Source organism: Lawsonibacter faecis (assembly GCF_014287675.1).
Classification (GTDB): domain Bacteria; phylum Bacillota; class Clostridia; order Oscillospirales; family Oscillospiraceae; genus Pseudoflavonifractor; species Pseudoflavonifractor faecis.
Genome location: NZ_JACOPQ010000001.1, coordinates 56,853 through 71,529 on the forward strand (window position 1 = coordinate 56,853; position 14,677 = coordinate 71,529).

Annotated in this window: 16 protein-coding genes and 1 riboswitch; of the genes, 15 read left to right on the forward strand and 1 reads right to left on the reverse strand. The window is 64.2% G+C overall.

Features of this window, described 5'->3' with window-relative positions:
• The 15 genes from moaC (at position 1) to H8S62_RS00305 (ending at position 13,556) form a co-directional block, all read left to right on the forward strand.
• The gene (moaC, locus tag H8S62_RS00235) at positions 1 to 483 is read left to right on the forward strand and encodes a cyclic pyranopterin monophosphate synthase MoaC (RefSeq protein ID WP_186918127.1); all 483 of its coding nucleotides are present in this window, start codon (positions 1 to 3) and stop codon (positions 481 to 483) included.
• Positions 476 to 976 carry a molybdopterin-guanine dinucleotide biosynthesis protein B gene (mobB, locus tag H8S62_RS00240; RefSeq protein WP_155145443.1) on the forward strand — a complete coding sequence of 167 codons (501 nt, stop codon included), beginning with the start codon at positions 476 to 478 and terminating at the stop codon, positions 974 to 976. The genes moaC and mobB overlap by 8 nt, the downstream gene beginning before the upstream one ends.
• Entirely contained in the window at positions 973 to 1,947 is a 975-nt protein-coding gene (moaA, locus tag H8S62_RS00245; RefSeq protein ID WP_155145441.1) for a GTP 3',8-cyclase MoaA, read from the forward strand. Before mobB ends, moaA begins: the two co-directional genes overlap by 4 nt.
• Before the next feature lie 69 nt (positions 1,948 to 2,016).
• The gene (locus H8S62_RS00250) at positions 2,017 to 2,937 is read left to right on the forward strand and encodes an MOSC domain-containing protein (protein ID WP_186918128.1); all 921 of its coding nucleotides are present in this window, start codon (positions 2,017 to 2,019) and stop codon (positions 2,935 to 2,937) included.
• Between the two features lie 27 nt (positions 2,938 to 2,964).
• Positions 2,965 to 3,100, forward strand: a riboswitch (molybdenum cofactor riboswitch).
• On the forward strand, positions 3,095 to 3,988 hold the full coding sequence (modA, locus tag H8S62_RS00255; protein ID WP_155152881.1) for a molybdate ABC transporter substrate-binding protein: 894 nt from the start codon (positions 3,095 to 3,097) through the stop codon (positions 3,986 to 3,988). It overlaps the preceding riboswitch by 6 nt.
• Before the next feature lie 56 nt (positions 3,989 to 4,044).
• Entirely contained in the window at positions 4,045 to 4,734 is a 690-nt protein-coding gene (modB, locus tag H8S62_RS00260) for a molybdate ABC transporter permease subunit (protein WP_186918327.1), read from the forward strand.
• A 2-nt stretch (positions 4,735 to 4,736) separates the two neighbouring features.
• On the forward strand, positions 4,737 to 5,789 hold the full coding sequence (locus H8S62_RS00265; protein ID WP_186918129.1) for an ATP-binding cassette domain-containing protein: 1,053 nt from the start codon (positions 4,737 to 4,739) through the stop codon (positions 5,787 to 5,789).
• Between the two features lie 284 nt (positions 5,790 to 6,073).
• Positions 6,074 to 6,769 carry a response regulator transcription factor gene (locus H8S62_RS00270; protein ID WP_155145432.1) on the forward strand — a complete coding sequence of 232 codons (696 nt, stop codon included), beginning with the start codon at positions 6,074 to 6,076 and terminating at the stop codon, positions 6,767 to 6,769.
• A 72-nt stretch (positions 6,770 to 6,841) separates the two neighbouring features.
• The gene (locus H8S62_RS00275; RefSeq protein WP_186918130.1) at positions 6,842 to 8,986 is read left to right on the forward strand and encodes a sensor histidine kinase; all 2,145 of its coding nucleotides are present in this window, start codon (positions 6,842 to 6,844) and stop codon (positions 8,984 to 8,986) included.
• A 180-nt stretch (positions 8,987 to 9,166) separates the two neighbouring features.
• A complete protein-coding gene (locus H8S62_RS00280; RefSeq protein WP_186918131.1) occupies positions 9,167 to 10,072 on the forward strand; it encodes an NAD(P)/FAD-dependent oxidoreductase in 906 nt (301 codons plus the stop codon).
• A 146-nt stretch (positions 10,073 to 10,218) separates the two neighbouring features.
• On the forward strand, positions 10,219 to 10,824 hold the full coding sequence (locus H8S62_RS00285) for a TetR/AcrR family transcriptional regulator (RefSeq protein WP_186918132.1): 606 nt from the start codon (positions 10,219 to 10,221) through the stop codon (positions 10,822 to 10,824).
• Complete coding sequence (locus H8S62_RS00290; RefSeq protein ID WP_155145423.1) at positions 10,821 to 11,669, forward strand: ABC transporter ATP-binding protein; 849 nt, start codon at positions 10,821 to 10,823, stop codon at positions 11,667 to 11,669. Before H8S62_RS00285 ends, H8S62_RS00290 begins: the two co-directional genes overlap by 4 nt.
• Complete coding sequence (locus tag H8S62_RS00295; protein ID WP_155145421.1) at positions 11,666 to 12,337, forward strand: ABC transporter permease; 672 nt, start codon at positions 11,666 to 11,668, stop codon at positions 12,335 to 12,337. Before H8S62_RS00290 ends, H8S62_RS00295 begins: the two co-directional genes overlap by 4 nt.
• Positions 12,334 to 13,047 (forward strand): ABC transporter permease, encoded by a 714-nt coding sequence (locus H8S62_RS00300; protein ID WP_186918133.1) that lies wholly within the window; start codon positions 12,334 to 12,336, stop codon positions 13,045 to 13,047. The genes H8S62_RS00295 and H8S62_RS00300 overlap by 4 nt, the downstream gene beginning before the upstream one ends.
• Before the next feature lie 86 nt (positions 13,048 to 13,133).
• Positions 13,134 to 13,556: a DUF2000 domain-containing protein gene (locus tag H8S62_RS00305; RefSeq protein WP_155145418.1), complete on the forward strand. Its 423-nt coding sequence runs from the start codon at positions 13,134 to 13,136 to the stop codon at positions 13,554 to 13,556.
• A 97-nt stretch (positions 13,557 to 13,653) separates the two neighbouring features.
• On the opposite strand, the gene H8S62_RS00310 is transcribed toward H8S62_RS00305, so the two are convergent.
• The gene (locus tag H8S62_RS00310; protein ID WP_155145416.1) at positions 13,654 to 14,529 is read right to left on the reverse strand and encodes a DegV family protein; all 876 of its coding nucleotides are present in this window, start codon (positions 14,527 to 14,529) and stop codon (positions 13,654 to 13,656) included.
• Positions 14,530 to 14,677: the final 148 nt, after the last annotated feature.

Genomic DNA, 14,677 nt, shown 5'->3' on the forward strand with positions numbered 1-14,677 from the left:
ATGGACGCGCCGAGATTCAACCACTTCGACGGCGAGGGCAACGCCATTATGGTGGACGTGTCCTCCAAAGCCCCCACCCACCGGGAGGCCGTGGCCGCCGGGAAAATAAAGGTCTCCCGCCCCGTGCTGGACGCCATTACCGGCCACACCGCCGCGAAGGGCGACGTGCTGGGCGTGGCCCGGGTGGCCGGCATTATGGGCACCAAGCGTACCAGCGACCTCATCCCCCTCTGCCACCCTCTCATGCTCTCCAACGCCAGGGTGGACTTCACCATCCTGGCGGAGGAGTGCGCCGTGGAGGCCCGCTGCACCGTCAAGCTGGACGGCAAAACCGGTGTGGAGATGGAGGCCCTCACCGGCGTGACGGTGGCTCTGCTGACCATCTACGACATGTGCAAGGCCATCGACAAGTCCATGGAACTCACCGGCATTCACCTGCTCCACAAGGAGGGCGGCAAGTCGGGGGTATACGACCATGACTAAGCCCGCCGTAGTGGCCGTCAGCGGCGTGAAAAACTCAGGCAAAACCTGGCTTATCGCCGCCATGCTCCCCTATCTGAACGCCGCCGGGGTGCGCACGGCGGTCATCAAGCACGACGGCCACAGCTTCGACGCCGATACCCCCGGCACAGACACCGCCCGCCATCTCTCCGCCGGGGCCTGCGGCACCGCCGTCTTCGACGGGGAAAAGTTTCAGTTGGTCCGGCCCGCAGCGGTCAGCGAGGTGGATTTGATTCCCCTTTTCCCCGATGCGGATTTAATTCTGCTGGAGGGCTTTAAGCACTCGGCCTGGCCCAAGCTGGAGCTGGTGCGCAGGGGCAACTCGGGCCGCTCCGTCTGCGAAGCGCGCACCCTGCTGGCCCTGGTCACGGACCTGGACATTCTTCCCGACGACGTGCCCCGGATTCCCTTCGGAGACGCCGAGGCAGCCGCGCGGGTGATTTTGGATTATCTGCAGAGGAGGGAGCAGTCATGACCGACGGCCAGGGCAGGAGCATCGACTACCTGCGCATCTCCATCACCGACCGCTGCAACCTCCGCTGCGTCTACTGTATGCCCGCCGAGGGGGTGGAGTGGGTCCCCCACGCGTCCATTCTCTCCTATGAGGAGATCGTCCGGCTGACCCGGCTCTTCGCCTCCCTGGGGGTCCGCCGTATTCGTCTCACCGGGGGCGAGCCCCTGGTGAGACGGGGGCTGGACGACCTGATCCGGGAGCTGAAGGCCATACCCGGCATTGAGACGGTTATGGTCACCACCAACGGCACCCTGTTGAGGGAGCAGCTCCCCGGCCTCATGTCCGCCGGCCTGGACGGGGTGAACATCAGCCTGGACACCCTGGACCCCGTCCAGTTCGCCGCCATTGCCCGGCGCAGCGGTCTCTCCTCCGCTCTCGCGGGGCTGAACGCGGCGCTTGACACCCCCGGCCTGACAGTCAAGCTCAACTGCGTCCCCACCCTGGAAAACGCCTCCCAGTGGGTCCCCCTGGCCGAGCTGGCCCGGAACCGCCCCCTGGCGGTGCGCTTCATTGAGCTGATGCCCATCGGCCTGGGCGGCGGTATGCCCGGCATCTCCGAGGCGGATCTGCGCGCCTGGCTGGAGGAGGCCCTCGGGCCCCTGGCCCCCTGCGAGGGGGACAAGGGCGGCGGCCCCTGCCGGTACTTCCGCCCGGCGGGCTTTCGGGGGAAAATCGGCTTCATCAGCGCCATGACCCACCAGTTCTGCTCCACCTGCAACCGGGTGCGCCTCACCGCCACCGGCTTTCTCAAAACCTGTCTCCAGTACGACGCGGGGGTGGAGCTGCGGCCCCTCCTCTCCTCCGGCGCGGACGACGCCGAGCTGCTCCGGGTCATGGAGGGCGCCATTTTGAATAAACCCCTCCGGCACCACTTCGGCGCCTCCTCCCAGAGCCGGGACGAGCGCCGCACGATGAATCAAATTGGGGGTTAGGCGCGGCGTCCCCTTGCTTCCCATGCATTCTGCCAGCCCCTAAAAACTTTAAAAACGAGGTCGATACTCATGGGTAAAGTCATCGCAGTCTGTATCAGCGAGAAAAAGGGCACCCAAAAGCACGCGGTGCCCTCCGCCAAATTCCTGCCCGACTGGGGCATTGAGAACGACGCCCACGCGGGCAAGTGGCACCGCCAGGTCTCCCTCCTCTCCCACGACAAGGTGGAGGCCTTCCGCGCCCGGGGGGCTGAGGTGGCCTCCGGCGCCTTTGGCGAAAATCTGGTGGTGGAGGGCATCGACTTTGCCGCCCTGCCCATCGGCACCCGCTTCCAGTGCAATGACGTGCTGCTGGAGCTGACGCAAATCGGCAAGGAGTGCCACAGCCACTGTGAGATTTTTAAAAAGATGGGCGAGTGCATCATGCCCACCCAGGGCGTGTTTACCCGTGTGCTGCAGGGCGGCGAGATCTCCGAGGGGGACGAGCTGGTCATTCTCCCCCCCGCCCTCCGCGCGGCGGTGGTCACCGCCAGCGACTCCGGCTATGTCGGGGCGCGGGAGGACCTCTCAACCCCCGCCGCCGTGGAGCTCCTGGAGAAGGCGGGCTACCGCGTCGTCCACACCGTCATTCTCCCCGACGACCGCGCCATGCTGGGCGCCGAGCTCAAGCGCCTGTGCGACGGCGACCTGGCCGACCTCATTGTCACCACCGGCGGCACCGGCTTCTCCCGCACCGACTGCACCCCCGAGGCCACCATGGACGTGGTGGAGCGGCCTACTCCCGGCATCTCCGAGGCCATGCGGCTGAACAGCATGAAGATTACCCCCCGGGCCATGCTCAGCCGGGCCGCGGCGGGCATCCGCCGCCAGGCCCTCATCGTCAACCTCCCCGGCAGCCCCAAGGCCGTCCGGGAGTGCCTGGAGTACATCCTTCCCCCCCTCTCCCACGGCATGGACATTTTAAAGGGCACCACGGGCAACTGCGCCCGATGAGCTAATACGCACATAAAGGAGGACGGCACGCATCCCCGCTTCGAGCCTGACCCGCCTAAGGCGGTTGCGCTATGGTGACAGGCCGCGCACATTCTTGTGCAAAGGGCCATTTTGGAAACGAGATGACCTACCGAATTTGTAAAGGAGCAATCAAAACATGAAAAAGGCACTCTCTCTGTCTCTTGCACTGGCCCTGGTGTTCTCTCTGACCGGCTGTGCCGGCCAGCCCTCCGGCGGCGACACGACCACCCCCTCCCCCAGCGCCCCCGTGGTCTCCCCCTCCGCCGCTCCCACACCCGATGCCGAGCCGGTGGAGCTCATCGTCTTCGCCGCCGCCTCCATGACCGAGACCTTGAACGAAATCGCCAAAAAATATCAGGAGGTCGCGCCCAACGTGACCCTGGTCTACAATTTTGACTCCTCCGGCACCCTCAAGACGCAGATTCAGGAGGGGGCCGACTGCGATCTCTTTATCTCCGCCGCCCAGAAGCAGATGAACCAGCTCGACTCCTCCAGGGACGCCGACGGCGGCAATGCCGAGGGCCTGGACTTTGTGCTCCAGGGCACCCGCGTGAATCTGGTGGAGAACAAGGTCGTCCTGGTGGCCCCCGAGGGCAATCCCGCGGGCGTGGCCGCCTTCGACGACGCGGCCACCGACAAGGTGAAGCTCATCGCCCTTGGAAACTCCGACGTGCCCGTGGGCCAGTACTCTGAGGAGATTTTCACCAACCTGGGCGTATGGGATCAGCTCAACGCCGACCGGAAGATCACCTTCGGCACCAACGTGAAGGAGGTCACCTCCCAGGTGGCGGCCGCCGCGGTGGACTGCGGCGTCATCTACGCCACCGACGCCTTCTCCGCCATTGCGAACGGGGACCGGATGGAGATTGTCACCGAGGCCCCCGAGGGCAGCCACAAGCAGGTCGTCTACCCCGCCGCCGTGCTGAACGTCACAAAGCACGAGGCGGAGGCCAAGGCGTTTCTGGAGTATCTGCAAAGCGACGCGTGCTCCGCCGTCTTCCAGTCCGTGGGCTTCAGCATCCCAGGCTGAGGGCGGGCGTCCCCATCTCCCACTGATAACCTATTCCAACAAAGGGGGTCTGTCCTATCGACTGGTTCCCGCTCTATAACTCCCTGCGCATCGCCCTGATCTCCACGGTCTTCACCTTTTTTCTGGGTATCTTCGCGGCCTGGTGCGTGGCGAAGCTCCCCAGCGGCCTCAAGGGTCTGCTGGACTGCGTCCTCACCCTGCCGCTGGTGCTCCCCCCCACGGTGGTGGGCTTCTTCCTTCTGAAGCTCCTGGGCCCCAAGGGGCCGGTGGGCCAGCTCATCACGGCCTGGTGGGATACCAAGCTCACCATGACCTGGCAAGCCTCCATCCTCGCGGTCACCATCGTCACCTTCCCCCTCATGTACCGGACGGTCCGCGGGGCCTTTGAATCCTTTGACAAGAACCTCCTCTACGCCGGCAAGACCCTGGGCCGCTCCAACGCCTGGGTCTTCTGGCGGGTGCTGATGCCCGGCTGCAGGCAGGGCCTGATGGCGGGCACCGTCCTGGCCTTCGCCCGTGGCCTGGGGGAGTACGGCGCGACGAGCATGGTCTCCGGCTACACGCCCGGCCGCACCGCCACCATCTCCACCACCGTCTACCAGCTCTGGCGGGAGGGGAACGACGCCCTGGCCTACCAGTGGGTGGGCGTCAATCTGCTCATCTCCTTCGCCGTGCTCCTGGCCATCAATCTGCTGGAGCGGCGGGAGAAGACCGTGAAGTGGCCCGCCGGGTCGCCGGAGGTGTAGCCGTGCTGGAAGTGGATATTCGCAAGGATTTCGGCAAATTCAAGCTCAACGTCTCCTTCTCCGCCGACCGGGGCATCACCGGGCTTCTGGGGGCCTCGGGCTGCGGCAAGAGCATGACCCTCAAGTGCGTCGCGGGCATCGTCACGCCCGATGCGGGGCGCATCGTCCTGGACGGGCGGGTCCTCTTCGACAGCGGGAAGCGTGTGGACCTCTCCCCCCAGGAGCGGCGGGTGGGCTATCTCTTCCAGAACTACGCCCTCTTCCCCAATATGACGGTGGCCCAGAACATTGCCGCCGGGGTCCGGGGCCGGGACAGGGCGAGGCGCGAGGCGATGGTGGCGGATATGGTCAAGTCCTTCTATCTGGAGGATTTGGAGCGCAAATACCCCCGCCAGCTCTCCGGCGGACAACAGCAGCGGGTGGCCCTGGCCCGCATCCTGGCAAGCGAGCCTCACGCTCTCCTCCTGGACGAGCCCTTCTCCGCGCTGGACAGCTATCTCCGCTGGCAGGTGGAGCTGGAGCTGGGGGAGCTGCTCTCTCCCTTCCCCGGCCCGGTGCTTTTTGTCACCCACAGCCGGGACGAAGTCTACCGCATGTGCGAAAACGTCTGCGTGCTGGACCACGGCCGATCCCAGCCGGAACAGGACGTCCATACTCTCTTTGATTCCCCCGCTACCGTCTCCTCCTGCCTCCTCACCGGCTGCAAGAATCTCTCGCGGGCCGTTCCCGGCCCGGACGGCCGGGTGGCGTGCACGGACTGGGGCGTAAGCCTGGACCCCGGCAGGGACATTCCCGAGGGGACGACCCATGTGGGCGTGCGCTCCCACTACCTGCGCCCAGTGGAGGCTCCCGGGGAGAACACCATCCCCTGCACGGTGGAGCGGGTCATCGACGACGTGTTTTCCACCGTGGTCCTCCTCTCCACCCCCGGCGGCGGCGAAGGATACTCCCGCCTCCGCCTGGAGCTTCCCAAGGAGGCCTGGGCCGCCCTGTCCTCCCGGGACTCCCTCTGCCTCCAAATCCGCCCCGAGGATTTGCTGCTCCTGAAAGATTGAATCAAGGCCCTGCCTCTCACGAGGCAGGGCCTTCCCGCTTGTCAAAGAAGCCCATCGGAGCTTCTTTGACAAGCGGCATGACGGATGGGGCCGGGGTTCTTGGGGGCATGGCGGCGGGCGCGGCAATCACCCCGGCGGCTATACCTTCTCCCCGAAATCTATTTGCCAACCGCCGCTCAAATAGGGTAGAATAGGGAAAGAGCCGCATCTTAAAGGCTTCTTAAGGATTTCCCCCGTTGCGATTTAAACTTCCCCGGTTATGATACTGATATGAGGTGAATGCGTTGTACAACATTCTCATCTGCGACGATGACCGCGACATCGTCTCCGCACTGGACATCTACCTGACCAGCGAGGGCTACCGCACCTTCAAGGCTTTCGACGGCACCGAGGTGCTCACTCTGGTGGAGCGGGAGGATATCCACCTGATTCTGATGGACATCATGATGCCCGGCCTGGACGGCATCCGCACCACGGCAAAGCTGCGGGAGAAGTGCAATATCCCCATCATCCTTCTCACCGCCAAGAGCGAGGACTCGGACAAGGTGCTGGGCCTCAACATCGGGGCCGACGACTATATCACCAAGCCTTTCAATCCCATCGAGGTCATCGCCCGGGTGAAATCCCAGCTCCGGCGGTACACCACCCTGGGCGGGCGCGGGGTTCAGGAGGAGACCAGCCTCCTGCGCAACGGCGGCATCACCATGGACGACGCCGCCAAGTCGGTCACGGTGGACGGCGAGAGCGTGTCCCTCACCCCCATTGAGTACAACATCCTCAAGCTGCTCATTTCCAACCCCGGCCGGGTTTTCTCTACCGGACAGATCTACGAGCAGGTGTGGAACGACCCCTCCCTGGGCTCAGAGAACACTGTGGCGGTCCATATCCGCCACCTGCGGGAGAAGATTGAGATTGACCCCGCCAATCCCCGCTACCTCAAGGTAGTCTGGGGCTTGGGCTATAAGATGGAAAAGCTGTAAGAGACGGATCGCCGCGTCACGGCCTGCGCCGGCCGGGGAATCCGCCCTGAACCCCTTCTAGGAGTGATTCCCATGATGAAGCTGAATACCGCCCGCTCGAATCCGGTCTACCGTGCCGGTGCCTTCCTTCTGTGCCTGGTGCTGGTGTCGGTGGCCTTCTGGTCCACGTTCATGATCACCTGGAAGTGGGATGATTTCTGGACCGGCGGGGATTACTACAGCAGCTATACCGCGGTGGACGATGCGCAGGACTTCGTATACGGCCTGCGGGAGATTCTTCAGCTCCGGCAGCAGCAGGAGTGGGGCGGCACCCTGAACTACTCCGAGCAGGAGCGGCTGGCCTTTTTGGAGAAGCAGCTCGACCCCTCGGCCACCAATTTCCGCTACCAAATCCACGACCAGGACGGCCGCCTGCTGGACGACAACCTGGGCGGCGCCTCCCTGGAGAACGTGGCGGGCTTTGAGCGCTCCTCCACGGAGGTGCTCACCATGGATCAGCAGCTTCACAGGGCCGACGTCACGTTTGAGGACGATGAGGCCGACGTCATTCTTCTCCGGGTCATGATGAAAAACGGCGTCCGCGTGGAGTGCGACCCCAGGGAGAGCAGGGGCCAGTACAACGAGTACGGCTACTTCTCCGACGGCTACCAGTTCTACAATTACGACTCCGAATACGATACCCGCATCAGAACCCGCGAGGTGGTCATTGAGTATGGCGTTGCCCGGCCCATGACGGTGCAGGACGAGTTCGCCGAGAGTATGACAAGCTACCAGAAATTCCAGAAGACGCTGCCCGTCGTGGCGATTGTGGCATTGATCTCCTGCCTTCTGTCCGTGGCGTCTCTGGTCTTCCTCTGCGCTGCCGCCGGGCGGCAGGAGGACGGCACCGTCGCCCCCGGCTGGCAGGAGCGCATCCCCTACGATGTGTATCTGCTGCTCGACTGTACGCTGTGGGCAGTCCTTTTCAATGCCGGGGACCAGATCACGTGGGCGTTCAATCAGGGCAGCGGCCGCCCTGCTGTCTTTGTGGGCCTGGGCGTCTTCACGCTCCTGGGCGCCGCTCTGGCGGTGGGCCTCATTCTCACCACCACCGTCCGGCTGAAGATGCGCCGCCTTCTGCGCGGCACCCTGGTCTGGCGGTTCTTCGCCGCCATCGGCCGTGGGGTTGGCGGCGTGGTCCGCGGCTGGTCCCTCAGCCGCAAGACGGTCATCTTCTTCCTGCTGTATCTGCTGGGCACACTCCTCACCACCCTCACCGTTATCCTCATCCCCGTCTACCAGGGCTTTGTCCTCTGGTGCCTGTGCCGCTGGGCGCGGCAGTGGCGGGCCATCCGGGCGGGCACCGCCAAAATTGTGGGCGGAGACCCGGACTATAAGATTGAGACCAACGGCATGTACCGGGACCTGCGGCAGCACGCCGAGCAGCTTAACGATTTGGGCGGGGCCATCGGCACCGCCGTGGACGAGCGGATGCAGTCCGAGCGCTTCAAGGCGGAGCTCATCACCAACGTCTCCCACGACCTGAAGACGCCCCTCACCTCCATCATCAACTACGTGGATCTTTTGAAAAAGGTGCCCATTGAAAACCCCCAGGCCGCCGAATATATTGAGGTGCTGGACCGCAAAAGCCAGCGGCTCAAGAAGCTCACCGAGGACCTGGTGGAGGCCAGCAAGGCGTCCACCGGCAGCCTGACCGTCAACAAGGAGCGTCTGGGCATGGCTCAGCTGGTGGTCCAGGCCTTGGGCGAGTACGAGGAGAAATTTGAGCAGAAGCGGCTGGAGGTGGTCCCCGTCCTGCCCGACCACGAGTTCTACGTCTGGGCCGACGGCCGCCACCTGTGGCGGGTCATCGACAACCTGCTGTCCAACTGCTATAAATACGCCCTGGAGGGTACCCGGATCTACCTCAATGTGGTCCGCTGGGACGGAAGCATTACCCTCTCCATTAAAAATATTTCCCGCCAGGCACTGAATATCCCGCCCGACCAGCTCATGGAGCGCTTCGTCCGCGGCGAGGAGTCCCGCTCCACCGAGGGCTCCGGCCTGGGACTTTCCATTGCCCGCAGCCTCACCGAGCTCCAGGACGGCACCTTCCGGCTGGATATCGACGGGGACCTCTTTAAGGCCGCCATCTCCTTCCCGGAGGCCATCGCCCTGCCCGAGAATGCGGGCGAGGACGGCCTGGACACCAACGAGCCCACCGAGCACAGCGCATGACTTTTAATCCGCATGGGATACTATCATGGTATCCCATGCGGTTTTTTTATCCGCTCAGCGCCCCGCCGCGGGCGGAAGTTTCCCTCCCAGTCAAATTTTTCTTTTCAAACGGCTTCTCCTGTGCTATACTATTATCAAGAATAATTCTCATTAGTTTCTATAGAGAAAGGATGCGCGCGTATGTACGATATCATCATCATCGGCGGCGGCCCCGCGGGGCTGACGGCCGCAATCTACGCCAAGCGGGCGGGCTATACCGCCCTGATTCTGGAGGGCGGCGCCCCCGGCGGCCAGGCGGCCACCACCCCGGAGATTGAAAACTGGCCCGGCATCAAAAACGTGGCGGGCTCCGACTTCTCCATGAACCTCTATGAGCAGTCCAGAGCGCTGGGCGCGGAGATGAAGTTCGAGGGCGTCACCGGCCTCGCGGACGGGGGCCGGGTGAAGAGCGTCACCACCCCGTCGGGCGTATACGACGGCAGGGCCGTCATCATCGCCAACGGCGTCCGCCGCAGGAAGCTGGAGGTCCCCGGCGAGGAACGGCTGGCGGGCCGGGGCATGAGCTACTGCGCCACCTGCGACGGCAACTTCTTCCGCGGGAAGGACGTGGCCGTAGTGGGCGGAGGCAATACCGCCCTGGAGGACGCCCTCTTCCTGGCCAACATCTGTCCCAGAGTCTATCTCATCCACCGCCGGGATGCCTTCCGGGCCGAAAAGCACCTGACCGACGGTCTGGCCGGGGCGGACGCGGTGGAGCGGGTGATGAACACCAAGGTACTGGAGATTCTGGGCGAACAGAAGGTGGAGGCCATCCGGGTGGAGGGTCCCGGCGGAAAGCGGGAGCTTCCGGTGGCGGGCGTCTTCGCAGCCGTCGGCCTCATTCCCGACAACGCCGCCTTCGCCCCGCCCGTGGCGCTGGATCAGCACGGCTATATCCTGGCCGGCGAGGACACCCATACCAACGTCCCCGGCGTCTTCGCCGCCGGCGATACCCGCGTCAAGGATCTGCGCCAACTGGTCACCGCCGCCGCCGACGGAGCGGCGGCCGCCTTTCAGGCCGGACGGTACCTCCAGAGCCTCGTCTAAAAAGGTTTACCTGCGGCCGCCCAGACTTGGGCGGCCGTTTTTGATGCCTTTGGGGCATGGGACGCAGATTCCACTTGACAATGCCTCCTCTCCGCGTTATATTGACTATATCGTTTATTTTGGTCAAATAGTTTTGAGGTGATTTTATGGCTCCCAAATCCTTCTCCGGCCAGGAGCGCACTCTGATTGACCAGCGGCTCCGTGCCGCCGCCGCCGAATGCCTGGAACGCTACGGCGTCCGCAAGACCACCGTGGACGAGCTGGTCCGCCGGGCCGGCATTCCCAAGGGCACCTTCTACCTGTTTTACCCCTCCAAGGAGGCGCTCTTCTTCTCCCTCTTCATTGAGTACCATAACCGCATCCATCAAGGCTTTCTGGTCAGGCTGTCGCAGGCGGGGGAACAAATCGGCTGGCGGGAATTTGCCGATGCTCTGCTCTCCATGTGCCAGGTGGCGGCGGATACCTTTTTACTCCCCCTGATGACGGAGGGCGGGCTGGAGCTCATTCTCCGCAAGCTGCCGCCCGAGCTGGTGGCGGAGCACCAGCAGACCGACGACGGAAGCGTGGAGCTGCTCTTCGCTCAGCTGCCGCAGCTGGCGGGGAAGGACCCAAAGGCTTACAGCGCGGCCCTTCGGGGCGCGGCCATGTTCTATATGCACAGGCCCGAGATCGGCGAGGAGCATTTTGACGACGCTTTGAAGATTACGGTTTATGGAATTTGTAGAGAGCTTTTTTCGGAGGATTCACCATGATTACGGTACAAAACCTGTGTTTTGGATACACAAAGGCCCCGTTTATTGAAAATATGAGCTTTTCTGTAGAGCAAGGCGAGATTTTTGGTTTTCTCGGCCCCTCCGGCGCGGGCAAATCCACCCTCCAGAAGCTCCTGACCGGCCTTCTGAGCGGCTATACCGGCTCGGCGGTGGCGGCGGGCACGGAGATCGCCAAACGGGGGCGGGACTTCTATGAAAAGATCGGCGTGGACTTTGAATTTCCCTGCCTGTACGAAAAATTGACGGCCCGGGAGAACCTGGATTTTTTCGGCTCCCTCTACCAGGGTCCCCTCCGCAGCCGGGACGCCCTGCTGGATTCGGTGGGCCTTCTGCGGGACGCGGACAAGAAGGTGGCCGGGTTCTCCAAGGGCATGAAGGCCCGGCTGGGCTTTATCCGCGCCCTCCTTCACGACCCCGCCCTCCTCTTTTTGGACGAGCCCACCTCCGGCCTGGACCCGGCCAACGCCCGGGTGATGAAGGATCTCATTCTGGCGGAGCGGGACGCGGGGAAGACGGTGGTCCTCACCACCCACAACATGGCCGATGCCGCGGAGCTGTGCGACCGGGTGGCTTTCATCGTGGACGGGACCATCCGCGCGCTGGACACCCCTCACAATCTGGTCATGCGCAGGGGCGCGGCAAGGCTCGTCTACACCTGGCTGGAAAACGGCGGGGAGCGCTCCGCCGCCTGTCCCCTGGACGGCACGGGGGACGACGCCGTTCTCTCCGCTCTCGTGGCCGAAGGAGGGCTGCGCACCATCCACTCCCAGGAGCCCACCCTCAACGACGTGTTCCTGGAGATCACGGGGAGGGCGCTGCAATGAGACTGACCGCCCTGCTCCGCGCCGACCTGAAGTTTTTGGTCAGGTACGGCTTTCTCGCCCTCTACGCCCTCTTCTGCCTCCTCTACCTTCTGATTCTGGCCGCCTGTCCCGCCGGGCTGCGGGAGACGGTCTGCACGTTTCTGGTCTTTACCGACCCGGCGGCCATGGGGCTCTTTTTTATGGGCGCCCTGCTGCTGCTGGAGAAGAGCCAGCGGGTGCTGCCCGCCCTGGCGGTCTCTCCCGCCCCGGCCTGGGCCTATGTGTGCTCCAAGGCCCTGGCCTTCGCCCTGGCGGGTACGCTGGTGGGGGCGGTGCTGAGTGTGTTCAGCCCGGCGGAGGTCCTGGCCCCCCGGCTCCTGACCCTTCTCACCGGCGGTTTTTTCTTCTCCCTGTTGGGCATGACGGCGGGCCTCCACAGTGGCAGCCTCAACCGCTTTATCCTGCTCTCCACCGCTCTTGAGGTGCTCTTCTGCCTGCCGGGACTGCTGGGCCTTCTGGGTATGCTGCCCGGGTGGCTCTCCTGGCATCCCGGCGCGCTGATCGCGGCGGGACTGCGGGGTAATCCGGCCGCCCCCCTCCTGCTGCTGCCCTGGGTGGCCGCGGCCTTTGCCCTGACCGCCCGGACGGCGGGACGCAGACTGACCGACATGGGAGGAGTGAGGCTATGACCGCCGCAGTCGCCTCCCTGCGGGGGTTCTGGGCCGCGCTGCGCTCGGATTTGATGCTCTTCTGGGTTCTGCCCGTGCCGCTGCTGGCCGCCGCCGCCCTCCGGTTGCTCCTCCCCCTGGCCGAGGGCTGGCTCACCGCATATTTTCAAGCCGGGGCCGTTCTCGCGCCCTATTACCTCATATCCGACCTGCTGGTGGCGGTGGTCGCCCCCGTTCTGCTGGCCTACGTCTCGGTGATGGTGGTGCTGGAGGAGCGGGACGACGGCCTGACCCGGTATCTGGCGGTGACCCCTCTGGGCCGGGGCGGGTATCTTCTCACCCGGGTTTTTGTCCCCGTCCTGCTGGGGGCTGCATATACAGTGCCCCTTCTCGCCTGCCTCTCCCTCACCCGGCCGGCTCCCTGGCTGATACTGCCACTGGCCCTGTCGGGCGGCCTCTCCGGCGCCATCTCCGCCCTGCTGGTGCCCGCCTTCGCGGGGAACAAGGTGGAGGGCATGGCCCTGGTCAAGCTCTCCACGCTGGCGCTGACCGGGCTGTTCCTCCCCTTCTTCCTGGACGGCCCGCTCCAGTATGCAGCCGCCTTTCTCCCCTCCTTTTGGATGGCTCGGCTGGCCCTGGACGGCCAGGTATTCTGGCTCCTGCCCACGGTCCTCACGGGACTGGGGTGGCTTTGGCTCCTCTGCCGCCGTTTCGCCCGGAAGCTTATCTGAGGCGGAGATACCGGGTGCGGGGCAATATTGTGCAAGAAAAACGCGCCTCTTTCTGGTATGGTCCTATCAGAAGGGGGCGCGTTATATTGGATTATCAGAGCGAGAAATGTGTGATGGTGATAGACGGGGCGCTGCCCACGGGGGTCATCGCCAATACGGCGGCCATCCTGGGCGTGACGCTGGGCAAACGGCAGCCCGATGCCGTGGGTCCGGACGTGACGGACAAGGGCGGCAGACTCCACTTGGGCATCGTGGCCCTGCCGGTGCCCATCCTGCGCACCGACGGGCTGCAGCTCAAGCTCCTGCGCGAGCGGCTCTACCAGCCGGAATTCGCCGGGGTGACGGTGGTGGACTTCTCCGATGTGGCCCAGGGCTGCCGTGTGTACGAGGAGTATATCAAGCGGGCCGGGCAGGTGGAGAGCTGCGGGATGAACTACCTGGGGCTGGCCCTCTGCGGCCCGAAAAAGCTGGTCAACAAGCTGACGGGGAGCATGCCGCTGCTGCGGTAGGCCGGGACGGCGAAGGGCTGGAAGGCGGTACCGCCCCTACGCCGGCCCCCACTGATGTAAAAATGACGTACTGCTCACGCAGTACGTCATTTTTAATTTAGTCCAAAACCTGCACGCCGGCGCCCAAAACGCCGCTGCCGATATAGACGCTGAGCGTGGCGTCCAGCTCGCCCTCCCAGAAGTGGTCGAAGCCGGGGAAGGCCGTCTCCATCCGGGCGCGGAGCTGGGCCATCTCCTCCGCCGCACCGCCGTTGGCCACCGCCAGGTTGAACCGCTTATGCTCCCCCAGCGCCTTCCCCACCAACTCGATGAGCTTGTCCTGGACCGCCCTGCGGCCCCGCACCTTGGCGACGCTCTGAAGCTGCCCGTCTCCCGCGAAGGTGATGAGCGGCTTGATGTTCAGCATCGTCCCCGCCATAGCGGTCACCTTGCCGATGCGCCCCCCCTTGGCCAGGTACTCCAGGGTGTCCACCGAGAAGAAGGGGAAGGTGCCGGCGATCAGGCCGGGCACCCGGCGCTCCACCAGCTCCCGCCAGCCCATACCGCCCTGAATATCCTCCCAGAGCTGGAGGATGGTAATGCCGATGCCCAGGGCGCCGCTCACCGAGTCGAAGACCTTGACCTCCAGATCCTCCCGGCTCTCCCCCTGGAGGCGAATCATGTTGTAGGTACCCGAGAGACCGGAGGAGAGATGGACGGCGATAACCTTCTTGTAGCCGTCGGCGGCGATCTGGCTGAGGGTCCGCCCCACGTCGAAAAAGTCGGGCAGGGAGGTCTGGGGCAGCTCCCCCAGGCCCTGGCGGCGGTAAATATCGGACGCAAAAATGTCCACGCCGTCAGAATACTCCCGGTCCCGGCAGCGGATGCGCAGGGGCACCACATAGATGGCCTTGCCCGCGCGGGCGGCGGGGGTGAGATCGGCGCAGGAGTCGGTCAGAAGGGCGATCTTTTCGGGGTTTGACAAGCTTATCATCCTACTCTATAATATCAACTGTCTTTAATAACATAACAACGTTATGTGACTATTATATGCGGGCGTATTCTTCCTGTCAAGGCGGGATTCGCCCGGTCGGCTCCCTGGCCGGGCGAATCCCGGAAACCCGGGGCCTGGCAGGCTGTTT